At 63.5% G+C, this 18,859-nt stretch carries 24 protein-coding genes and 1 tRNA gene; 18 read left to right on the top strand and 7 right to left on the bottom strand.

The features are described 5' to 3' along the window. Window positions 1-59: 59 nt before the first annotated feature. Together IC761_RS18845 and IC761_RS18840 are read left to right on the top strand one after the other, a co-directional pair. Window positions 60-356 carry an HU family DNA-binding protein gene (locus IC761_RS18845; protein WP_027531020.1) on the top strand — a complete coding sequence of 99 codons (297 nt, stop codon included), beginning with the start codon at window positions 60-62 and terminating at the stop codon, window positions 354-356. Between the two features lie 504 nt (window positions 357-860). Then, window positions 861-1,010, top strand: coding sequence for a hypothetical protein (locus IC761_RS18840; protein WP_195798153.1), 150 nt, complete (start codon window positions 861-863; stop codon window positions 1,008-1,010). A gap of 40 nt (window positions 1,011-1,050) precedes the next feature. Here IC761_RS18840 and IC761_RS18835 read toward each other — a convergent pair whose 3' ends face one another. Then, window positions 1,051-1,326 carry a hypothetical protein gene (locus tag IC761_RS18835; protein WP_195798152.1) on the bottom strand — a complete coding sequence of 92 codons (276 nt, stop codon included), beginning with the start codon at window positions 1,324-1,326 and terminating at the stop codon, window positions 1,051-1,053. Between the two features lie 493 nt (window positions 1,327-1,819). Between IC761_RS18835 and IC761_RS18830 the strand changes: the two genes are divergently transcribed. After that, window positions 1,820-2,170 (top strand): GrlR family regulatory protein, encoded by a 351-nt coding sequence (locus IC761_RS18830; RefSeq protein WP_195798151.1) that lies wholly within the window; start codon window positions 1,820-1,822, stop codon window positions 2,168-2,170. A 41-nt stretch (window positions 2,171-2,211) separates the two neighbouring features. On the opposite strand, the gene IC761_RS36085 is transcribed toward IC761_RS18830, so the two are convergent. Beyond that, a complete protein-coding gene (locus IC761_RS36085; protein ID WP_283814441.1) occupies window positions 2,212-2,337 on the bottom strand; it encodes a hypothetical protein in 126 nt (41 codons plus the stop codon). An 80-nt stretch (window positions 2,338-2,417) separates the two neighbouring features. After that, window positions 2,418-2,729 carry a hypothetical protein gene (locus IC761_RS18825; protein ID WP_246791269.1) on the bottom strand — a complete coding sequence of 104 codons (312 nt, stop codon included), beginning with the start codon at window positions 2,727-2,729 and terminating at the stop codon, window positions 2,418-2,420. Window positions 2,730-2,898: 169 nt separating this feature from the next. Between IC761_RS18825 and IC761_RS18820 the strand changes: the two genes are divergently transcribed. Next, window positions 2,899-3,174, top strand: a complete 276-nt coding sequence (locus tag IC761_RS18820) for a hypothetical protein (RefSeq protein ID WP_195798150.1) — start codon at window positions 2,899-2,901, stop codon at window positions 3,172-3,174. Window positions 3,175-3,255: 81 nt separating this feature from the next. Here IC761_RS18820 and IC761_RS18815 read toward each other — a convergent pair whose 3' ends face one another. Continuing rightward, a complete protein-coding gene (locus tag IC761_RS18815) occupies window positions 3,256-3,420 on the bottom strand; it encodes a hypothetical protein (protein WP_195798149.1) in 165 nt (54 codons plus the stop codon). Between the two features lie 333 nt (window positions 3,421-3,753). Here IC761_RS18815 and IC761_RS18810 point away from each other — a divergent pair, with 333 nt between their 5' ends. From IC761_RS18810 to IC761_RS18785, 6 genes are all read left to right on the top strand, one after another. Next, complete coding sequence (locus tag IC761_RS18810) at window positions 3,754-4,515, top strand: SIR2 family NAD-dependent protein deacylase (RefSeq protein ID WP_195798148.1); 762 nt, start codon at window positions 3,754-3,756, stop codon at window positions 4,513-4,515. 210 nt (window positions 4,516-4,725) lie between these two features. Continuing rightward, the gene (locus IC761_RS18805) at window positions 4,726-5,388 is read left to right on the top strand and encodes a cold-shock protein (RefSeq protein WP_195798147.1); all 663 of its coding nucleotides are present in this window, start codon (window positions 4,726-4,728) and stop codon (window positions 5,386-5,388) included. A gap of 125 nt (window positions 5,389-5,513) precedes the next feature. Further along, a complete protein-coding gene (locus IC761_RS18800; RefSeq protein ID WP_195798146.1) occupies window positions 5,514-6,014 on the top strand; it encodes a DUF192 domain-containing protein in 501 nt (166 codons plus the stop codon). An 84-nt stretch (window positions 6,015-6,098) separates the two neighbouring features. Continuing rightward, a tRNA-Pro gene (locus tag IC761_RS18795) sits at window positions 6,099-6,175 on the top strand. Between the two features lie 161 nt (window positions 6,176-6,336). Further along, window positions 6,337-7,347, top strand: a complete 1,011-nt coding sequence (locus IC761_RS18790; RefSeq protein ID WP_195798145.1) for an acyltransferase family protein — start codon at window positions 6,337-6,339, stop codon at window positions 7,345-7,347. Window positions 7,348-7,529: 182 nt separating this feature from the next. Then, the gene (locus IC761_RS18785) at window positions 7,530-7,928 is read left to right on the top strand and encodes a hypothetical protein (RefSeq protein WP_195798144.1); all 399 of its coding nucleotides are present in this window, start codon (window positions 7,530-7,532) and stop codon (window positions 7,926-7,928) included. A 280-nt stretch (window positions 7,929-8,208) separates the two neighbouring features. Here IC761_RS18785 and IC761_RS18780 read toward each other — a convergent pair whose 3' ends face one another. Further along, entirely contained in the window at window positions 8,209-8,487 is a 279-nt protein-coding gene (locus IC761_RS18780) for a hypothetical protein (protein ID WP_195804889.1), read from the bottom strand. 184 nt (window positions 8,488-8,671) lie between these two features. Here IC761_RS18780 and IC761_RS18775 point away from each other — a divergent pair, with 184 nt between their 5' ends. Next, entirely contained in the window at window positions 8,672-8,866 is a 195-nt protein-coding gene (locus IC761_RS18775) for a hypothetical protein (RefSeq protein ID WP_195798143.1), read from the top strand. 8 nt (window positions 8,867-8,874) lie between these two features. Here the strand turns inward: IC761_RS18775 and IC761_RS18770 are convergent, their stop codons facing one another. Next, window positions 8,875-10,053 carry an OpgC domain-containing protein gene (locus tag IC761_RS18770; RefSeq protein WP_195798142.1) on the bottom strand — a complete coding sequence of 393 codons (1,179 nt, stop codon included), beginning with the start codon at window positions 10,051-10,053 and terminating at the stop codon, window positions 8,875-8,877. Window positions 10,054-10,310: 257 nt separating this feature from the next. Between IC761_RS18770 and IC761_RS18765 the strand changes: the two genes are divergently transcribed. The 3 genes from IC761_RS18765 to IC761_RS18755 all read left to right on the top strand — a co-directional run bounded on the left by IC761_RS18765 (window position 10,311) and on the right by IC761_RS18755 (window position 11,745). Beyond that, complete coding sequence (locus tag IC761_RS18765; protein ID WP_195798141.1) at window positions 10,311-10,616, top strand: ETC complex I subunit; 306 nt, start codon at window positions 10,311-10,313, stop codon at window positions 10,614-10,616. A 101-nt stretch (window positions 10,617-10,717) separates the two neighbouring features. Continuing rightward, a complete protein-coding gene (locus IC761_RS18760) occupies window positions 10,718-11,212 on the top strand; it encodes an Lrp/AsnC family transcriptional regulator (RefSeq protein WP_195798140.1) in 495 nt (164 codons plus the stop codon). A gap of 245 nt (window positions 11,213-11,457) precedes the next feature. Beyond that, window positions 11,458-11,745: a DUF3551 domain-containing protein gene (locus IC761_RS18755; RefSeq protein ID WP_195798139.1), complete on the top strand. Its 288-nt coding sequence runs from the start codon at window positions 11,458-11,460 to the stop codon at window positions 11,743-11,745. 99 nt (window positions 11,746-11,844) lie between these two features. Here IC761_RS18755 and IC761_RS18750 read toward each other — a convergent pair whose 3' ends face one another. After that, a complete protein-coding gene (locus tag IC761_RS18750) occupies window positions 11,845-12,882 on the bottom strand; it encodes an AraC family transcriptional regulator (RefSeq protein ID WP_195798138.1) in 1,038 nt (345 codons plus the stop codon). 160 nt (window positions 12,883-13,042) lie between these two features. On the opposite strand from IC761_RS18750, the gene IC761_RS18745 reads away from it, so the two are divergent. The 4 genes from IC761_RS18745 (at window position 13,043) to IC761_RS18730 (ending at window position 18,768) form a co-directional block, all read left to right on the top strand. After that, complete coding sequence (locus IC761_RS18745) at window positions 13,043-14,170, top strand: isovaleryl-CoA dehydrogenase (RefSeq protein WP_283814517.1); 1,128 nt, start codon at window positions 13,043-13,045, stop codon at window positions 14,168-14,170. 72 nt (window positions 14,171-14,242) lie between these two features. Beyond that, the gene (locus tag IC761_RS18740) at window positions 14,243-15,847 is read left to right on the top strand and encodes a carboxyl transferase domain-containing protein (RefSeq protein ID WP_195798136.1); all 1,605 of its coding nucleotides are present in this window, start codon (window positions 14,243-14,245) and stop codon (window positions 15,845-15,847) included. A gap of 4 nt (window positions 15,848-15,851) precedes the next feature. Further along, window positions 15,852-17,855: an acetyl-CoA carboxylase biotin carboxylase subunit gene (locus IC761_RS18735; protein WP_195798135.1), complete on the top strand. Its 2,004-nt coding sequence runs from the start codon at window positions 15,852-15,854 to the stop codon at window positions 17,853-17,855. A gap of 1 nt (window position 17,856) precedes the next feature. Then, window positions 17,857-18,768 carry a hydroxymethylglutaryl-CoA lyase gene (locus IC761_RS18730; RefSeq protein WP_195798134.1) on the top strand — a complete coding sequence of 304 codons (912 nt, stop codon included), beginning with the start codon at window positions 17,857-17,859 and terminating at the stop codon, window positions 18,766-18,768. The last annotated feature ends 91 nt before the right edge of the window (window positions 18,769-18,859 follow it).

Raw genomic sequence — 18,859 nt, 5'->3', positions numbered from 1 at the left:
CATCGCGGCTCGCGCGCACCAGATTCAAACAACTCCAGACATCCCAAAGGACTCCCGACATGGCGAAGATGACCAAGACTCAATTGATCGATGCGATTGCCGAGGGCACGCAGCTTGCGAAGAACGACGTGAAGTCGGTCATCGAGTACATGGCGACCGTCGGCTACAAGGAGCTCAACGAGTCCGGCGAGTTCGTCATTCCCGGCTTCGTGAAGATGTCGGTGGTGAACAAGCCGGCGACCGAAGCGCGCATGGGCGTCAATCCCTTCACCAAGGAGCCGATGCAGTTCGCGGCGAAGCCCGCCAGCAAGTCGGTCAAGGCCTCGCCGCTGAAGGTCGCCAAGGACTCGGTCTGATTCAAGCCTTCGCGTGCCGGATGCAGCACGCAGACGGGCGACGCGAGGTCGGCAAAAAGCGAAAACCCCGCTGGGGGAAGCGGGGCTTTCTGATGGGGGGGAAGCCTGGGGGAAGCTTCATCGATAAGACGCGCCGGCGCTGAAAAGGTTCAAGCGCTTCCGGATTTCCTTGTCGCAAGCTTCGCGAGTCATCGCCCGCTCTCTGAAAAGAAAAACCCCGCGCTTGCGCACGGGGCTCTCTCGCCGACGGCGATGGGATTTCAGCGCCTGGCCGTCAGCGTGCCCCTAACTTAAGGTTGAGAATCCAAAAAGCAACAGCGCCGCGGTGACGGAATATGTTCGTCCATCGCGGCGCTGCCATGTGACTGGGCGCTGAAATCCCCAGCCTTGATAGGTCCTTGCGTCGTCGAAAAGGTTCGAGGCGACGTGACCGGGAAATCTCGCGGAAAGCGCTGGACTTTTTGTTCTCAGTTTGTTCTAGTGAGTCACTTCAGGAGGTGACCCATGACAGTCGAGAAACAGCGCGAAGTGATCAGGCTCTGGAACGCGCTCAGGAAGGTCGAGGGCCCGGCCGCGGAAGAACTCCGCATTCAGATCCTCGAATGCTTTTCCGAGAAGGGCAAGGAACAGGGCAGGGCGAAGAAGGCGGCCTGACGAAAATTGGACATTCGGGAATGGCCAATGTGAGCGAGCTCTATTCGCCTTCGTAGCGCTCGCAACGGGCGTCGCCTCGCTTGACGTCGGAGTCGATTTCATCGAGCGGCGGGTTACAGCGCAACAACGAATATTTGTCGTTGTAGGGGGCGGGCTGTCGGCGGCAAATTCTGGCGCCGATCGAAAGGGTGATCGACTGGCCCCCGACCGTGTAGAAGCAGTTGTTCGGCTTCTCATCCGCCTTCTTGGCAGGCTCCTCTGCGGACGCCATTCCCGATCCAAGCAGTGCGACGGCAACAAAGGCGAGCCTGTGCATGGCTTTCTCCCTTCATGATCACACGATCAATCTAGGATCGATTGGCACGGCGTTCAATCGCCGCGCTTCGGGAATGCACGACGATCTCAGCCAGTAATGTCTTCACGCCTCGTTAGGAAACGCTTCGCGCTGATTTTCGCGACTCCGATTCGTTCCTTGCGAACGAAATGGAGTCGAACGCAGAACATCTCGTGGCTGCCTGGATTGCGAGCAGAAGCTGTGTCAAAACGAGCCAGCGTGACGGTTCGCGCACGTCCAGTCGCGGTCGCGCGCAACCTCGACCGCGATGATGTCGTCAGGCGTTCGCAAGGCGTGACGCAAACCAATTGTTAGGAGTTGCTGCGCGCTGATTTCGTCGATTCCGATTCGTTCTTCGAGAACGAAATGGCATAGAAGCTGGAACAAAATGGGTCGGCGATCGGGTCCAACCGTCTGCCGCCATCTCGACGCTCTCCCGCTCCGGCGCTATCGTCTTCGAACGGCGGGCGCATCCATGAAGAACGGGCTGTACTCCATCCACATTCACATGCTCGACGGCGTGAAGGGCCGCGACAGCGGCGTGCTGGTGCTGCGCGACGGCGTGCTGCTCGGCGGCGGGCCGTATTTCTGGTCGCGCGGCTCCTACATGGTCGGCGACGGCACCTGGAAGGGCGAGCTCGCCACCAACCAGCATTCGCCGTTCGCCGATCCGTTCGTGCGGCCGCTGTTCGGCGGCGAGGAGGTCACGAGCGGCTTTTCCGGAACGTTCAACGAGGACGGCGCCGAAGTGTTCGGCACCGTGCTGGTCGCCGGCCATCGCAGCCTGTCGTTTCGCGCCACGCTGAAGCGGCTCGCCGAGATCTGAGGCGCGGTCTCGTCCTAACGATACCTTGTGGCGGTGCCGAATTAAGTCTCGTCGCCGTCGATCCCATCGTCGGCGCCCGCAGGGCTGCAGGCGGCGCCGCGGGTCGCAAGCGCCACGAAGCCGGCATAGCCGGATAGGTTGAGCAGGATTTCGAGCCAGGCGGGCATGACGGACCTCTTGTCCTGATGGCACGGTCAACGTGCACGCCACGCGCATGTTCCGGGGGCTCGCCGAGAAGAAACGCCGCTCAGAGCGGCGAGGAAGGGTCGAGCCGCCGGCCCAGCGCTGCGACCGTTTCCGACGACGGTGCCTGCTTCAGGAAGTCGGCGATGGCGCATGCGAGCTCGCCGTCGCTCATCGGTGAGGGTGGCGGGCGCAGCGCGCCGACGCTGAAGTTGCGGACGATCTCGTCGTAGTGCCGTTCGTTGCTTTTGGGCACGAGCCTGCGGATGCGGGCGAGCAGGGCGGGTATCGGCAATTTTCCTCCTCGAAGTTTTTCGCGCGTTGGCGAAACCAAAAACCCCGCCAGCACCGCGGAGGATACTGACGGGGTCTTCATGCGCGCCTCGAACCCGGATGGCGGAGGCTCTCGCACTTACAGGGTCCAATCCAGGGAACGCGATGTCGTTCCCGACTTTTTGAAATTTTTTCTGCGGGACCAGGTTCCAATCCGCGCGAACCATCGGGAGCGGTCTGCGTTGTCTCGCCAGATGCGAAGGAGAAGAGTCATGAAGAAGACATTGGCAGTTCTCGCGACCGTTGCGGCCCTCGGCGTGACCGCGATTGCGGCGCCGGCGCCCGCCGAGGCGCGCGGCATCGGCCCGGGCCTCGCGTTTGGTCTGGCGGCCGGTGCGATCACCGCGGGCGCGATCGCGGCGTCCCATCCGTACGGCTATTATGGTCCGGGCTACGGCTATTATGACGGCCCGGCCTATTACAGCCCCGGCCCGTACGGCTATTACGGCGGCCCCTACTATCACCGCCACTATTACCGCCATTGGTAATGGTTGAAACGAAATCCCGTAACGTGAAAAGCCCGGAGCGATGCTCCGGGCTTTTTTCATGCGCGATGATTTCGCGATAGCTCAAGGCCAGAGCGAAGGCCGCTCGACCTTACGTGCGTTCTCGAGTGTGGAGACGAAATATTCCTCGCGCTCGCGCTTGAATTTCTCCTGCGTTGCGCGGAAGGCGGCGACACGTGCGGCGATCTCTTCGCGCTCGCGGGTTTTGCGTTGTTCGTCTTCGGTCATGTGTCCATCCCCTATCTACACTTGGACAGTGCTACTTGAATTGCGTTGCTTGGACTGTATTCACTATTGAACCCAGGCGCGGCCGCCGCATCGCGCGTTGAGTCGCATTCGAGACATGCATTGGCGCTTATGATTGGGGCGTCAATGGGGAGGAGGCATTGCAGGATTGAGATAAGCGAAGGTCGGAAAAAATTGCCGAGCGTGATTTGCGTCGTGTGATCTTCTGCGGTGGATAACAGCGTCAACAATCTTGTCGCTTGCGCATGTTGCAGCTAGCCGAAAACAGGATTGCAACACGCTATAGAGCCGTGCCCGGGAACGGATAACCTGTCGATGATTGCACCAGATCTCCAAAGCGGCGTTGAACGGCTCGGCGACATGATCGCCGAAGCGAACACCATCGTGCCGTTCACCGGCGCCGGTATCTCGACCGAATGCGGCATCCCGGACTTCCGCTCGCCCGGCGGCCTCTGGACCCGCAACCGCCCGATCCCGTTCGACGAGTTCGTCGCCAGCCAGGACGCGCGGGACGAATCCTGGCGCCGCCGCTTCGCGATGGAGGACACCTTCGCCGCGGCAAAGCCCGGCCGCGGCCATCGCGCGCTTGCCTCGCTCCACCGTGCCGGCAAGGTTCCCGCGGTCATCACCCAGAACATCGACAATCTGCACCAGGCCTCGGGCTTCGCGTCCGACTGCGTGATTGAACTTCACGGAAATACCACTTATGCGCGCTGCATCGGATGTGGGCAGGCCTATCAGCTCGACTGGGTAAAGCGGCGTTTCGACAAAGATGGCGCCGCACCGAACTGCACCGTGTGTGATGAGCCGGTGAAAACCGCAACCATTTCATTCGGTCAGGCGATGCCGGAGGACGAAATGCAGCGTGCGACCGAGCTGTCGCAGCATTGCGACCTCTTCATCGCGATCGGTTCCTCGCTCGTGGTATGGCCGGCCGCGGGCTTTCCGATGATGGCGAAGAACGCCGGTGCACGTTTGGTGATCATCAATCGCGAGCCAACCGAGCAGGACGACATCGCCGACCTCGTCATTCGCCACGACATCGGCGAAACGCTCGGGCCGTTCGTCCGTAATTGAACGGTCGTTTTTGATTCGCGCCTGTGCAAGCTGTTCATAGGTTCCGGCGAATCTCTTTTTTGTCTATGCCTCTCAACCGGGAGTGTTATCTTTTGATTCGAAAGATTCGCGTCGCGTCCAGTTGAGAAGATTCTCTGAAGGTTCTCGAAAGACGCGTGATTCGACGCCGCCATCGAGGCGGGTCGCATGACATGTGTGGGGTCCGGGGTTATGGGGTCGTCGGACGGATTTGAGTCCAAAAAGGTCGGAGTTCCCGCGCCTGGCGCGACGTCGGGGCGGCTCACGCCAGGCGAGCATGGCAGCGTCGGTCGCGACAGCGCGCTCAGCCCCTTCACCGGATTGGGTGAGGCCGGCGCCAACCTCGTCGAGGTCACCGGCGTCATCAAATGGTTCGACGCCTCAAAGGGCTACGGCTTCATCGTTCCCGACAATGGCTGGCCCGACGTACTCCTGCACGTCACCGTGCTTAGGCGCGACGGCTTCCAGACCGCCTACGAGGGCGCCCGCATCGTCGTCGAGTGCATCCAGCGCGCCAAGGGCTACCAGGCCTTCCGCGTGGTCTCGATGGACGAGTCGACCGCGATCCATCCCGCGCAGATGCTGCCGCCGCGCACCCATGTCACGGTCACCGCGACCAGCGGGCTGGAGCGGGCCCAGGTCAAATGGTTCAACCGGCTGCGCGGCTTCGGTTTCCTGACCTGCGGGGAGGGCACTCCCGACATTTTCGTGCACATGGAGACGCTGCGCCGTTTCGGCATGACCGAATTGCGGCCGGGCCAGTATGTGCTGGTCCGCTTCGGGCCCGGCTCCAAGGGCATGATGGCGGCCGAGATCCATCCCGAGACCGGATCGCCGGGATTGCAGTCGCACTAGCGGATCCAATGTTCCCGCATTCGTGAGCAGAGGCGCGCGGCCGGACTAGCGCGCTTCTGGCTTTTCCGGCGGTCGCCGCGTATGGATGGCGCCAGTCCCACGCCTGCCGTCCCGAGCGCCCTCTCATGAATGTCAATCGTAAGTCTGTCTGGTCCGTTGCCAAGGACTGGCTTTCCAAGGGCTGGCTTGTGGCCATCCTCGTCGTCGCCGGTCTTGCCGCCGCAGGCGGGTCTGTCCGCGCTGCGAGCTTCCAGCCGCTCGAGATCGTCACCAAGAACGGCGTGCAGGCGTTCTCGGTCGAGATGGCGACGACGGACGAGGAGAAGCAGACCGGGCTGATGTACCGCAAGGAATTGGCGGACGGCAAAGGCATGCTGTTCGACTTCAATCCCGAGCAGGAAGTCTCGATGTGGATGAAGAACACCTACGTCTCGCTCGACATGATCTTCATCCGCGCCGACGGCCGCATCCTGCGCATCGCTGAAAACACCGAGCCGCTGTCGACCCGGATCATCTCGTCCCAGGGCCTTGCCCGGGCTGTGCTGGAGGTGCCGGCGGGAACGGCGCAGAAATACGGCATCCGCCCCGGCGACCGTGTCGGCCACCCCCTGTTCGGCGGCAAATAAGCCCGGTTCGGGACCCTGGCTGGCGGGTTTTGGAAGCTTGCTGGCGCGTTGGGAAGCGTGTATCGACGGGGCTCGCCGGACATTCGGGGTATAGCGCAGCCTGGTAGCGCGGCAGTTTTGGGTACTGCAGGTCGTTGGTTCGAATCCAGCTGCCCCGACCAGCAATTTCAAACATTTGCGGCAGCCGCTCCGCCCCGTCGTCGCGGTAGCCCTCCGGTTGTCGACCGCCAGTTGCCGACCCAGGCGCCGCGTGATCTCGGCGACGATGTGCCGATCCTCCCAACCTTGATCGGCAGCATCGATCCCTGTAGCCAAGACGGTCATGGCGCAGGAACACAAGCTTGAGGGACTACAGGCCGCCCGCGCGATCGCCGCGCTGTCGGTGGCCTACTTCCATTCGTATGTCGCCGTGCGCGGCGCATTTCCGGAGAGCGCTTGGCTGCCGGTTCCGGTGCTTGCCAAATGGGGCTTTCTCGGCGTGAACTTCTTCTTCGCGATCTCGGGCTATGTAATCTGCCTCGTTGCGTCAAAATCATCCTTCACCGTAGCCGGCTTCGCGATCAAGCGGGTGTTCCGTCTCTACCCGATGTACTGGGTTGCGCTGGTTGCCGTTGTCGGTCTGATCGCTTGGGGCAAGTACGCGCCCCAGCCATTGGGGCATTTCCTCTACTCGATGACGCTGCTGCCGCAGCAGGGCGCGCCCGCCTACGACCTCAGCTGGACGCTCGAGCGCGAACTCGTGTTCTATGCCCTCGCTGCGATTTGCGTGCCGCTTGCCGGCATCCCGGGCCTCGCCGTCGCGCTGGTCGCACTCGCGCTCGCGGGCTGGGTCCTCGGCAATCCCTGGTCGTTCCATCTGCTGTCCACGACGCAAACTGATTTTCTGGCAGGCGTGCTGGTGTTCCTGGCGCGCAAGCCATTCGCGCGGATCGGCAGCGCGATACCGATCGCCGCAGGCGTGGCGCTCCTTGCCTGGACGCGAAGCCACGATTTTCCGTTCTCGGTGCCGGCATCGATGGCGCTGATCCTAGCCGGCATGGTCAGCCTTGAGCTCCCTTGGCAGCGACGGCCATTCCGCTGGCTCGTGGCGGCAGGAGACGCCTCCTATTCGATCTACCTGATGCACTACATCGTATTTCTGGTGGCCTCGATCATCGGAGGCCAATGGCTGCCTTTCGCGTTGCCGCTATGGGCCTGCGAGATCTGGCGTATTGCGGCGCTGTTCGCTTGCTGCCTGATTTCCTACGCCACGTGGATCGCGATTGAGCGACCAATGATCCGCCTAAGTGAGCGCTTGAGCCGGCCGCCGGTTTTGACGGAGCAGCTCGCATAGCTTTGCGAGGCGCAACGGCATCTGCGGCAAGCTCACCCGGTTTTTGGCGGCGGCGGAGGATTGGTCGTGCTTTCCGGCCGGAAATATCGACGCGCGCCGACGCCTGATTTCGACGCGTGCCGCGTTGAAAGGGAAGGCAGGGCACGCAGACGGTGCCGGCGTCTCCTTCAGGTGAGGTCTTCATGTCGATCAGTGCGATTGCTTCTTCCAGCGCAGCCGTGACGGCAACCCCGTCGACCACCGCGAAATCGTCCTCGGCGACCTCGTCCTCGACGTCAGCCACCTCATCCACGTCTGCCACCTCGTCGACATCTACGACTTCGTCCTCGCAATCGGCGGGCGGTAGCTCGGGATCGGGAGGCAGCGGCAGCTCGTCCAAGACCGTGGTCAGCCAGGTCTCCACCACCGTCAACGGGATCACGACGACGACGATCACCTATTCCGACGGGACGACCGAGGTCGAGACCTCCGCCGCCAGCGCCCAGGCCGGTCAAGGCAATCAGTCTGGCAGCCAGCCAGGGCAGACCTACAATTCGCAAGGCGCGCTCAGCGGCGCGTCGGCCGCGGCCAGCGGGGTCTAAGCGGCGCGAAGCGCTTGACGGTACCCTTGACGATACTCTTGACGATACTCTTGACGATACTCTTGACGATACTCTTGGCGTTTGTTGGCCGCGCGGCGCGACTTCTGAGCGATTTTTCCAGGGATTGAAACGGGTTACCGGCGCAGAATTACCGAAGATTCATCGAACCTTTGGGCGTCGCCATAGACATATGGGTGTTGGGGATTTCAGCGCCCAATGCCTAAACGGACGCCGCCAAGCGATGATACTCCGCTTGCGCGGCGTTGCGCTTTTGGGGCGCTCAATTCGAGGCGTACCAGCCGGACGGAAACGGGATCAGCGGCCAGACCGGATAATTGTCGTTGGCGACTTTCGGCGCACCGTCTGCGGCCGGTTTGGTGCGAGGCGCTTGCGGCGGCGATACGATTGCGAGCTGCAAACGGGCATATTGCAAATTCATGATCATCAACCTGCGCAGTTCAAAAATTCGAAGTTCGAAATCGGCACGAACGCGATTTTGAATCGCGCGCTCATTCTCAAATCGTGCATGTATCTTAGGAAAGATAGGCGGGCGTTTCAACCGGCAACGCGACCTGTCTGCATCAATGCAAGTAAGGTTGATCGGTTAGGTTAAGCGCGAGCGGTTGTTGCGGCCGCATTGATGACTGTTATCAAGGCAGTCGAGCTGCGCGACGAGAGGCCATCAGCAACCTCACACGAGATCACATTCGTCGCGGCGTTTCGTTTCGCGCGAGTTGTCCGTCATGGCTTTCGATCTCACCTCCCAAACTCTCCGTCCGCGATCGAACTGGACCGAAATCTGGCATCTCTGGACGGTGATCGTGCCGCGCCGGTCAATCAACGGGCAGCTCGTCTACGGCAAGGTCTGGCGCCGCCACGACGGGCGCGACTGGATCTACAAGAAGTTCACCGAGTACGACGGCGAAGAGGCGGCCTGAGCGACAGCTCAGGCGGCTTTCGCGACGGGCGCTGCCGCAGGCTTCGCCGGCGGCGGCTTCAGCGGCTTGTCCTGCCGCTTCGACCAGGAAATGTAATAGGCCACCGTCGTCATGATCGCGATGCCGGCGATGGAGACGAAGAGCTGCGCGAACAGCGAGCCCGAGCTCATCGAGAGCTCGAAATGGCCGACGAAGGACAGGAACACGCCAACGCAGAACACGGCGAGCGACTGCTGGCCGCACACGATCACGGGATCGAAGACCTTCCACTCCAGGCCCGGCCATTCCTTCGGCACAAAGCGGATCACCAGAATCACGATCACGACGAAGTGGATGAAGCGGTAGGGCGCGAGGTTGGTCTTGTCGTTCGGGTTGAACGCCGAATAGAGCCATTGCGGGAACATGCCGCCCAGCGTCGGGAAGCGGCCGGCCATGGTCATGAGCAGCGCGAAGGCCAGATAACCGAAGCAGAGATAGAGCGCGATGCGCGAGTTGATCAACCAGCCCGAACGCTTTGCGCCGCCCATCGCGCACCAGGCGCCGAACACGAACAGCACCTGCCAGCAATACGGGTTGAAGTACCACTGCCCGGCCGGATAGGCGGTCAGATTCCAGCCGAAGTGCCGCGCCGAGAGCCACAGGATGATGGACACCGCCATCGTCAGGTCCGGCTTGCGCAGCATGAACCACAGGATCGGCGGAAACAGGCCCATCAGCACGATGTAGAGCGGCAGCACGTCGAGATTGAGCGGCTTGAAGCGCAGGAACAGACCTTGGCGCAGCGTCTCGGTGGCGTTGTCGACGAGGCCGGCGACGTTGAACTCGTTGATCATCTCGGAATCGCCGAAGCGCAGAGCCAGATAGCTGATCGAGGCGATGTAGATCACGAACAGGATGATGTGGGCGACGTAGAGCTGCCAGACCCGCTTGGTGAGCCGGGTCGCGCCGACGATGAAGCCGCGCTCCAGCATCATCCGCGCATAGACGAAGGAGGCCGTGTAACCGGAGATGAAAACGAACAGGTCGGCGGCGTCGGAAAAGCCATAGTTGCGCGTCGTGACCCAGTTCACGATGTTGTCGGGGATATGGTCGAGGAAGATCGCCCAGTTGGCGACACCGCGAAACAGGTCGAGCCTGAGATCGCGGCCTTTCTCGGGGAGCGTTGCGCTGACGTTCAAAAAGGCCATGCGACGGGAGCTTTCGAAGCGGACAGAAGCGCAAACGCCGGGGCGGCGGCGCCGCCGGGCGGGACCCCGGGGCGAAGGGCGGGTACGCAATTGTCACAGTGCAGCATAATGATTATACCCGTCGGTGAGGCACCCGGGGGCGCCGGAATCACCGATCAGTTCCCGAAAGGTGTCTCTATACTATGCCCGCGGTTTGCACCAACTGCTACCGTGACGCATCGAAATCGAACGAAAAGACAAGAGGGCCGGACAGCCAAATGACCGCACGCATTTTCAAGCCCGCCAAGAACGCGATGCAATCCGGCCGGTCCAAGACCAAGCAATGGCAGCTCGATTACGAGCCGGAGCAGCCCCGCGCGGTCGAGCCGCTGATGGGCTGGACCTCGTCCGGCGACATGAAGCAGCAGATCACGCTGCACTTCCACACCAAGGAGGAGGCGGTCGCCTATTGCGAGCGCAAAGGCATCGCCTATCAGGTGATCGAGCCGAAGGATTCGCTGCACCGGCAAGTCGCCTATGCCGACAATTTCTCCTTCCGCCGCGGCGAGCCCTGGACGCACTGAACCGGCCCCACTAGACCGTCCCCTGCGCCGCCGAGGGCCCTTGGCAGCGATTTCGCCGCGTGCTTCGCTACCTCGCATGACGGGTTCATGACGAGGTGGGTATGGCCGGGCGTCACCAGCTCGACGGCGTCGATTTAAGGATATTGTCCGAGCTCCAGCAGGACGGCCGCGTCCGCAACAACGAGCTCGCGCATCGCGTCGGCGTCTCGGCGCCGAACTGCCTGCGGCGGCTGAAATCGCTGTTCAGCCGTGGTGTGATCCGGGCGGTACGTGCGGTGATCGACGAGCGGCTGATCGGCTATGAGGTGGTGTCGTTCGTCTCGATCCAGCTCGGCAGCCAGGCCCAGCCGGTGCTCGAGGCGTTCGAGAGCTCGATTGGCGCCATTCCGCGGATCCAGCAGTGCTGGCGGATTTCGGGCGACACCGACTATCTCCTGAAATGTGTGGCGCCGAGCGTCGAGAGCATGCGCCAGCAGCTCCTGCATTTTGCCGCAATGCCGAACGTGAAGAACGTCCGCAGCTTCCCGGTCCTCGGCGTGGCCAAGGACGTGCCGCTGCCAGTTCAGGAGGTCACGGCGGCTGCGCCGACGGGATAGGCTGACGGGTCTTCTCACTGAAATTCCGAAAGAACCGAGGCCGGACAAGCCGCCTCCGCTGATTCGGATAATGTCACAAAAGCTTAGTAACTCACCTATTTGTGAAAGGTGATTTTGGAATAGTTGCAATGCGCTGAGGCGTGATTGCGGGATGCCGCGAGGGGCTTAAATGCGCTGGGCGAACCTCAGTGTGCGCTGCGCACGGAGGGATCTTTTGTGGGACCCCTTAAGCAGGAAAAGACACTATGACCTCGATCTCCAAGACGTTCGTCGCCTCCGCTGCGACGCTGTTTGCATCCGCGTTTTTCGTGATGTCCGCGCCGGCTGCCAAGGCTGACGACTTCTGCATCACCAATGGTGCCCAGGCCGCTCACGGCTGCGGCTACCCGACCATGGAAGCCTGCCGCCAGGCGGCCGGCGGCATCGGCGGTTCGTGCTCGCAGGCCGGTGGCTCGAAGAGCACCAACGACGCGCTTGCGTTCCAGCCGAAGCAGACCAAGCAGCAGCCCAAGGCTCGTTCGAACGCGAACTAACGCTCAGCGTTGGAATCGGTTTCGATCTTGCGGCCTCCGGGATTGATCTCGGGGGCCGTAAAATTATGACAGTCGCGCGACGCCGAGCGCGGCTGCGCGTCAGCGATATCGGCCGCGAAATTCGCGTGGCGAAGCGCCGGTCCAGCTGCGAAAAGCACGGGAAAAGCTCTTCTCGTTGCGGAAGCCCGCGATTTCCGCGATCCGCTTGATCGGAGTGCGGCCGCGCATCAGTTCCTGCTTGGCAAGCTCGAGTTTTGCTTCCTCCTTGAGATCGCGCAGCGAGGTGGCTTCGTCGCGCAGGCGGCGGTGCATGGTGCGGGTGGAGAGTGCGAGCTCGCTTGCGATATCCTCCGCGCCGAGAATGCGGCCGCGCGCCTCGCGCAGCACGCGCCGGACGCGCTCGACCAGGAGCCGGTCGCGGCGATAGGGCCGATAGGGCAGCACGGTCAGTCGCAGCGCGCCTTTCAGCATATTGTCGAGATCGGCGGCGCTGCGGGTGAGCGGCAGCGAGAGATAGTGCTTGTCGAAGACGATGCGGGCTCCGGCCGCATCGAAGCGGATCGTCTTGCAGAAGATCGTCGGATAGACCGAGACGTGGCCTGGCTCGGCATAGGGAAACTCCGCCGCGCGCAGCGCGATCGCGGAATCGACGGCCCAGCAGGAAAAGCCGAGGACATAGCGGAGCAGGGTGACGAGACAGAACTCGCGCAAGGCGCCGAGGTCGCCCAGCTCGCGAATGGAGATCGCCGCCGTTTCGCCATCGATCGAAAGCTCGAACAGCACATCCTCGGTCAGGAGGCGATGATGCCGGCACCAGCGCTTCAACGCGACCTCGAGCGTCGGTGCGGTGATCGAGGCGCGGCACAGCATGCCATAGGTGCCCCAGGGCAGCCTTCGCGAGAACCAGCCGAGCGCCTCGTCGTCGAGCTCGCGCATGGCGTGGCCGGCGAGCGCCTCGAACTGGGCCGCCGTGACCCGGCCATCGGTCGAGCTGACGAGGTCCCCGGTGACCTGTCCCTTGGCCAGCGCCTCGGCCGGATCCCGGCCGTAGCGGCCATAGGCGGCGACCACGCCGCGGACAAAGGCGGCGGGGGTCATGGCGCGGCGGGGCGTTGCGGTCGCGGTTTGAAACGGCATCGAAAGTCCTTTGGAAAATCCTCGCCAAACTTGGCGGAAAATGCAACCTTTTCGACCGAAGCGGCGCCCGGGCGGGGGTAAGTTCGGGGTCGATAAGAAATTCGGAGGACTCGCCTTGAACATCCCGAGCATCGACTTCGATCTGGGCGAAGACATCGGCATGCTGCGCGACACCGTGCGCGCCTTCGTCGAGGCGGAGGTCGCCCCGCGCGCCGCCGAGGTCGAGAAGGCCAATCTGTTCCCCGCCGACCTCTGGAAGCGCTTTGGCGATCTCGGCCTGCTCGGCATGACGGCGCCGGAGCAATATGGTGGCTCCAACATGGGCTATCTCGCCCATGTCGTTGCCTTGGAGGAGATTTCGCGCGGCTCGGCGGCGATCGGGCTGTCCTACGGCGCCCATTCCAACCTTTGCGTCAATCAGATCCGCCGCAACGGCAGCGACGCGCAGCGCCAGCGCTATCTGCCAAAGCTGATCTCCGGCGAATATGTCGGCGCGCTCGCGATGTCCGAGCCCGGCGCCGGCTCCGATGTGGTCTCGATGAAGCTGCGCGCCGACAAGCGCGGCGACCGTTACGTGCTCAACGGCTCCAAGATGTGGATCACCAATGGCGGCGATGCCGACGTGCTGGTCGTTTATGCCAAGACCGATCCGGAGGCTGGTCCGCGCGGCATGACCGCCTTCCTTATCGAGAAAGGATTTGGGGGGTTCACCCACGGCCAGCACCTCGACAAGCTCGGCATGCGCGGCTCCAACACCTATCCGCTGTTCTTCGACGAGTGCGAGGTGCCGGCCGAGAACGTGCTCGGCAATGTCGGCGACGGCGTCAAGGTGCTGATGTCCGGCCTCGACTATGAGCGTGCCGTGCTCTCCGGCGGACCGCTCGGGATCATGGCGGCCTGCATGGACGCGGTGGTGCCCTACATGCATGAGCGAAAACAGTTCGGCCAGCCGATCGGCGATTTCCAGCTGATGCAGGGCAAGCTCGCCGACATGTATTCGACCTGGCAGGCCACGCGCGCCTATGTCTATGCCGTGGGAAAGGCCTGCGACCGCGCCAACCACGCCCGCACGCTGCGCAAGGACGCCGCGGCTGCGATCCTTTATTCTGCCGAGAAGGCGACGTGGATGGCGGGCGAGGCGATCCAGGCGCTCGGCGGCGTCGGCTATACATCCGAGTTTCCGGTCGGCCGGCTCTGGCGCGACGCAAAACTCTACGAGATCGGCGCGGGCACGTCCGAAGTTCGCCGCATGCTGATCGGCCGCGAGTTGATGTCGGAAACGGCCTAAGCTCTCCCCACCATTGGAATTGCCGCGATCTGTCCGTGGCCTCTCACCAAATCACCAGACACGCGGGACCACATGCCGCTTCATTCCAGCATCGATCCATCGTCCTCCGATTTCGGCCGCAACGCCGAGGCCATGCGCGGCCTCGTCTCCGATTTGCGTGAAAAGCTCAGCCAGGTGGCCGGTGGCGGCGGCGAGGCCTCGCGCAACCGCCACACCTCGCGCGGCAAGATGCTGGCGCGCCAGCGCGTCGACCTGCTGGTCGATCCCGGGACCTCGTTCCTGGAATTGTCGCCGCTCGCGGCCTACGGCCTCTATGGCGGCGACGTGCATTCGGCGAGCGTGGTGACCGGGGTGGGGCGCATTTCGGGCCGGGAATGCGTCATCGTCGCCAACGATGCCACCATCAAGGGCGGCACTTATTATCCGATGACCGTGAAGAAGCATCTGCGCGCGCAGGATATTGCGCGGCAGAACAATCTGCCCTGTGTCTACATGGTGGATTCGGGCGGCGCCTTCCTGCCGCTCCAGGACGAGATCTTTCCGGACGAGCGCCATTTCGGTCGCATCTTCTACAACCAGGCGCAGATGTCCTCGCAGGGCATTCCGCAGATCGCGATCGTGATGGGCTCCTGCACGGCGGGCGGCGCTTATGTGCCGGCGATGTCGGACGAGAGCATCATCGTGCGCAATCAGGGCACCATCTTCCTCGGCGGGCCACCGCTGGTGAAGGCCGCGACCGGCGAGGTCGTCAGCGCGGAGGAGTTAGGTGGCGCCGACGTGCATTCGCGCCAGTCCGGCGTGACCGATCACTACGCCCAGAACGATGCGCACGCGATCGGCATCGCCCGGCGCATCGTCGGCACGCTCAAGCCGTCTACGCGGCCGAACCTCAACATGCACAAGCCGCGCGAGCCGTTGTTCGCGGCGGAGGAGATTTACGGCGTGGTGCCGGTCGATGGCCGCAAGCCGTTCGATGTGCGCGACATCATCGCGCGCGTCGTCGACGGCTCGGAGTTCGACGAGTTCAAGAAGCTCTACGGCGCGACGCTGGTCTGCGGCTTCGCGCACATCTGGGGCTATCCGGTCGGCATCATCGCCAACAACGGAATTCTCTTCAGTGAAAGTTCGCTCAAGGGCGCCCATTTCATCGAGCTGTGCTGCCAGCGCGGCATTCCGCTGGTGTTCTTGCAGAACATCACCGGCTTCATGGTCGGCAAGAAATACGAGGCCGGCGGCATCGCGCGCGATGGCGCCAAGCTCGTGACGGCGGTCGCAACTGCCTCCGTGCCAAAGTTCACCGTCGTGATCGGCGGCTCCTACGGGGCCGGCAATTACGGCATGTGCGGCCGCGCCTACGCGCCGCGCTTCCTCTGGATGTGGCCGAACGCGCGCATTTCCGTGATGGGCGGCGAGCAGGCCTCGATGGTGCTGAGCCAGGTCCGGCGCGACAATATCGAGGCCAAGGGCGATAGCTGGTCGAAGGACGCGGAAGATAAATTCCGCGAGCCTATCCGCGCGCAATATGAGAGCCAGGGGCATCCATATTACGCGACCGCGCGTCTGTGGGACGACGGCGTGATCGATCCGGCCGACACGCGGCTCGTGCTCGGTCTCGGCCTCTCGGCGGCGTCGAATGCGCCGATCGAGCCGACGAAATTCGGCCTGTTCAGGATGTGATGCGATGGACCGCTTAAAGCTCTACCGGCGTTTTCGCACCCTTCTGATTGCCAACCGCGGCGAGATCGCAGCCCGCGTCATCCGCACCGCGCGTGCCATGGGCCTGCGCACGGTCGCGGTCTATTCCGAGGCCGACCGCGACGCGATGCATGTCGCGCTCGCGGACGAAGCGGTGCTGCTCGGGCCCGCACGGGCCCGCGACAGCTATCTTAGTGTCGACAAGCTGATCGAGGCCGCGCGCAAGACCGGCGCCGAGGCCGTGCATCCCGGCTATGGCTTCCTGTCCGAGAATGCCGAATTCGCGCAGGCCTGCTTCGATGCCGGCCTGGTCTTCGTCGGCCCGACCGCGGGGATGATGACGGCGATGGGCTCGAAATCCGGCTCGAAAGCACTGATGGAAAAGGCCGGCGTGCCGCTGGTGCCCGGCTATCACGGCGAGGCCCAGGACGATGCGACGCTGGCGAAGGCGGCCGAGAAGGTCGGCTTCCCCGTGCTGGTGAAGGCCTCAGCCGGCGGCGGCGGTCGCGGCATGCGCATCGTGCGTTCGGCGGCCGAGCTTGGGCCTGCGATCGTCAGCGCCAAGCGCGAAGCCAAGGCGGCGTTCGGCGACGACCGGATGCTGATCGAGAAATACGTTGACAATCCCCGGCACATTGAAGTGCAGGTGATCGGCGACAGTCATGGCAATCTGCTCTCGCTGTTCGAGCGCGAATGCACGCTCCAGCGCCGGCACCAGAAGGTGATCGAGGAGGCGCCGTCGCCGACGCTGAGCCCCGCGCAGCGCGAGACGGTCTGCGCCGCCGCGCGAAAGGCGGCGGGTGCGGTGAACTATGTCGGTGCCGGCACGATCGAGTTCGTCTCCGACGGCAAGGACGTGTTCTTCATCGAGATGAACACGCGCCTCCAGGTCGAGCATCCCGTGACCGAGTTGATCACTGGCATCGATTTGGTCGAGTGGCAGTTGCGTGTCGCCTTCGGCGAGGCGTTGCCGCTGAAGCAGGACGAGATCCACCTCAACGGCCACGCGATCGAGGCGCGCGTCTATGCCGAGAATCCGACCAAGAATTTCATGCCGTCGGTCGGAAGGATCTCGACCTGGCGATTGCCGGCGGAGACGGGCGGCCTGCGCATCGATGCCGGCTATCGCGAGGGCGACAGCGTGTCGCCCCATTACGACGCGATGCTGGCGAAAATGATCACCTGGGCGCCGACGCGCGACGTCGCGATCGACCGGCTGAACCGCGGGCTGGAAGAGTCCGACGTCCGCGGCATCGTCACCAACATCCCGTTCCTGTCTGCGCTGATCACGCATCCAAAGGTGCAGGCCAATGCGATCGACACCGGCTTCATCGAACGCGAGCTCGCCGCGCTGACCGCAGCGGCGCCCGCACCGGGTGAACTCGAGCTCTGCGCCGCCGTTGCCGCGATCGTCAATGACGAGCGGCAGGCCGCGCAAGTGGATGCGGCTTCGCCCTGGCGGACATTTGGCTGGCAGCCGGTCGGCCGCCGCCAGCGCAGCTTTGCCTTCCGCGTCGGCCACGGGCCGGAGCAGACAGTCACGCTGAACTACGGCAGCGGGCCGTCAACGCTGCTGATCGGCGAGCGCGAGCTGGCGTTCGCAATGGCGCCGCGTGAGGGCGGCTTCGATCTGACGCTCGATGGCGTCAAATCCGCAGTCGCAGCTGTCATTGACGGTCACGAGCTTTATCTGCGCACGCGCAACGGCCGTTTCGACCTGCATTGGGTCGATCCGTTTGGCGGCGAGACCGAGGAGCAGACTGGTGCGGACAAGATCGCGGCGCCCCTGCCGGGCACGGTTGTCGCCGTGCTGGCCGAGGAGGGCGCTAAGCTTGAGAAGGGCGCGCCGATCCTGACGCTGGAGGTGATGAAGATGGAGCAGACGCTGCGCGCGCCCTATGCCGGCGTGCTGAAGTCCATTAAATGCAAGGTCGGTGACATCGTGCAGGAAGGCATCGAGCTCGCGGTGGTCGAGGCTTCCGGGGAGTGACATGAGCGATCCCGTCCGCATCATCGAGATGGGGCCGCGCGACGGCCTCCAGAACGAGAAGACGCCCGTCAGCGTCGAGGCCCGCATCGCCTTCATCGAGGCGCTGGTCGGCGCCGGATTGCACACCGTTGAGGTCGGAGCGTTCGTCTCGCCGAAGGCGATCCCGCAGATGGCGAGTTCGGATGCCGTGCTGCGCGGGGTCGCCCCTATGACGAACGCCGAATTCCACGTGCTGGTGCCGAACGAGAAGGGCTACGACGCTGCCCGCGTGGCGGGCGCGAGGGTCGTCTCCGTGTTCGCCGCGGCATCCGAAGGCTTTTCGCGCGCCAACATCAATTGCACGGTCGCGGAGTCCATCGAGCGCTTCAGGCCGGTGCTGGCGCGCGCCAGGGCCGACGGCGTCAAGGTGCGCGGCTATATCTCCTGCGTGCTCGGCTGTCCCTTCGACGGCGACATCAAGCCGAAGGCCGTCGCCGGTCTCGCGAGCACGCTGTGGGAGCTCGGCTGCTACGAGATCTCGCTCGGCGACACCATCGGTGTCGGCACGCCGGCCAAGGCCAAGGAGATGTTGCGTGCCGTCGCCGCCAACATTCCCGCCGCCAAGCTAGCGATGCACTTTCACGACACCTATGGCCAGGCGCTCGCCAATCTCTATGCCGGGCTGGAGGAGGGTGTCCGCGTCATCGATGCCGCCGCCGGCGGTCTCGGCGGCTGCCCCTATGCGCCCGGCGCGACCGGCAACGTCGCCACCGAGGATGTCGTCTACATGCTCGAGGGCATGGGCGTGAAGACGGGCGTCGATATGGAGAAGCTGTTGGCGGCGACGAACGCGATGAGCGGCATGCTCGGCAAGCCGCCGGTGAGCCGTGTTGCATCGGCGCTGAATGCGAAGAAGAAGCGGGCTTCGTCGTAAGTGCCGTAGAGTGGGCAAAGCGAAGCGTGCCCACCATTCAGAAGTGGTGGGCACGGCGCTGTGCGCCTTTGCCCACCCTACGGCACCTGTT

The sequence above is a fragment of the Bradyrhizobium commune genome, assembly GCF_015624505.1.
Classification (GTDB): domain Bacteria; phylum Pseudomonadota; class Alphaproteobacteria; order Rhizobiales; family Xanthobacteraceae; genus Bradyrhizobium; species Bradyrhizobium commune.
This window is presented reverse-complemented; position numbering and strand designations above follow the sequence as displayed.

What these genes read in the sequence shown, in the direction of transcription:
- IC761_RS18845 (WP_027531020.1), top strand. Translation starts at nt 60, where the DNA reads ATGGCGAAGATGACCAAGACTCAATTGATCGATGCGATTGCCGAGGGC.
- IC761_RS18840 (WP_195798153.1), top strand. Translation starts at nt 861, where the DNA reads ATGACAGTCGAGAAACAGCGCGAAGTGATCAGGCTCTGGAACGCGCTC.
- IC761_RS18835 (WP_195798152.1), bottom strand. Translation starts at nt 1,326, where the DNA reads ATGCACAGGCTCGCCTTTGTTGCCGTCGCACTGCTTGGATCGGGAATG.
- IC761_RS18830 (WP_195798151.1), top strand. Translation starts at nt 1,820, where the DNA reads ATGAAGAACGGGCTGTACTCCATCCACATTCACATGCTCGACGGCGTG.
- IC761_RS36085 (WP_283814441.1), bottom strand. Translation starts at nt 2,337, where the DNA reads ATGCCCGCCTGGCTCGAAATCCTGCTCAACCTATCCGGCTATGCCGGC.
- IC761_RS18825 (WP_246791269.1), bottom strand. Translation starts at nt 2,729, where the DNA reads ATGAAGACCCCGTCAGTATCCTCCGCGGTGCTGGCGGGGTTTTTGGTT.
- IC761_RS18820 (WP_195798150.1), top strand. Translation starts at nt 2,899, where the DNA reads ATGAAGAAGACATTGGCAGTTCTCGCGACCGTTGCGGCCCTCGGCGTG.
- IC761_RS18815 (WP_195798149.1), bottom strand. Translation starts at nt 3,420, where the DNA reads ATGACCGAAGACGAACAACGCAAAACCCGCGAGCGCGAAGAGATCGCC.
- IC761_RS18810 (WP_195798148.1), top strand. Translation starts at nt 3,754, where the DNA reads ATGATTGCACCAGATCTCCAAAGCGGCGTTGAACGGCTCGGCGACATG.
- IC761_RS18805 (WP_195798147.1), top strand. Translation starts at nt 4,726, where the DNA reads ATGGGGTCGTCGGACGGATTTGAGTCCAAAAAGGTCGGAGTTCCCGCG.
- IC761_RS18800 (WP_195798146.1), top strand. Translation starts at nt 5,514, where the DNA reads ATGAATGTCAATCGTAAGTCTGTCTGGTCCGTTGCCAAGGACTGGCTT.
- IC761_RS18790 (WP_195798145.1), top strand. Translation starts at nt 6,337, where the DNA reads ATGGCGCAGGAACACAAGCTTGAGGGACTACAGGCCGCCCGCGCGATC.
- IC761_RS18785 (WP_195798144.1), top strand. Translation starts at nt 7,530, where the DNA reads ATGTCGATCAGTGCGATTGCTTCTTCCAGCGCAGCCGTGACGGCAACC.
- IC761_RS18775 (WP_195798143.1), top strand. Translation starts at nt 8,672, where the DNA reads ATGGCTTTCGATCTCACCTCCCAAACTCTCCGTCCGCGATCGAACTGG.
- IC761_RS18770 (WP_195798142.1), bottom strand. Translation starts at nt 10,053, where the DNA reads ATGGCCTTTTTGAACGTCAGCGCAACGCTCCCCGAGAAAGGCCGCGAT.
- IC761_RS18765 (WP_195798141.1), top strand. Translation starts at nt 10,311, where the DNA reads ATGACCGCACGCATTTTCAAGCCCGCCAAGAACGCGATGCAATCCGGC.
- IC761_RS18760 (WP_195798140.1), top strand. Translation starts at nt 10,718, where the DNA reads ATGGCCGGGCGTCACCAGCTCGACGGCGTCGATTTAAGGATATTGTCC.
- IC761_RS18755 (WP_195798139.1), top strand. Translation starts at nt 11,458, where the DNA reads ATGACCTCGATCTCCAAGACGTTCGTCGCCTCCGCTGCGACGCTGTTT.
- IC761_RS18750 (WP_195798138.1), bottom strand. Translation starts at nt 12,882, where the DNA reads ATGCCGTTTCAAACCGCGACCGCAACGCCCCGCCGCGCCATGACCCCC.
- IC761_RS18745 (WP_283814517.1), top strand. Translation starts at nt 13,043, where the DNA reads ATGCTGCGCGACACCGTGCGCGCCTTCGTCGAGGCGGAGGTCGCCCCG.
- IC761_RS18740 (WP_195798136.1), top strand. Translation starts at nt 14,243, where the DNA reads ATGCCGCTTCATTCCAGCATCGATCCATCGTCCTCCGATTTCGGCCGC.
- IC761_RS18735 (WP_195798135.1), top strand. Translation starts at nt 15,852, where the DNA reads ATGGACCGCTTAAAGCTCTACCGGCGTTTTCGCACCCTTCTGATTGCC.
- IC761_RS18730 (WP_195798134.1), top strand. Translation starts at nt 17,857, where the DNA reads ATGAGCGATCCCGTCCGCATCATCGAGATGGGGCCGCGCGACGGCCTC.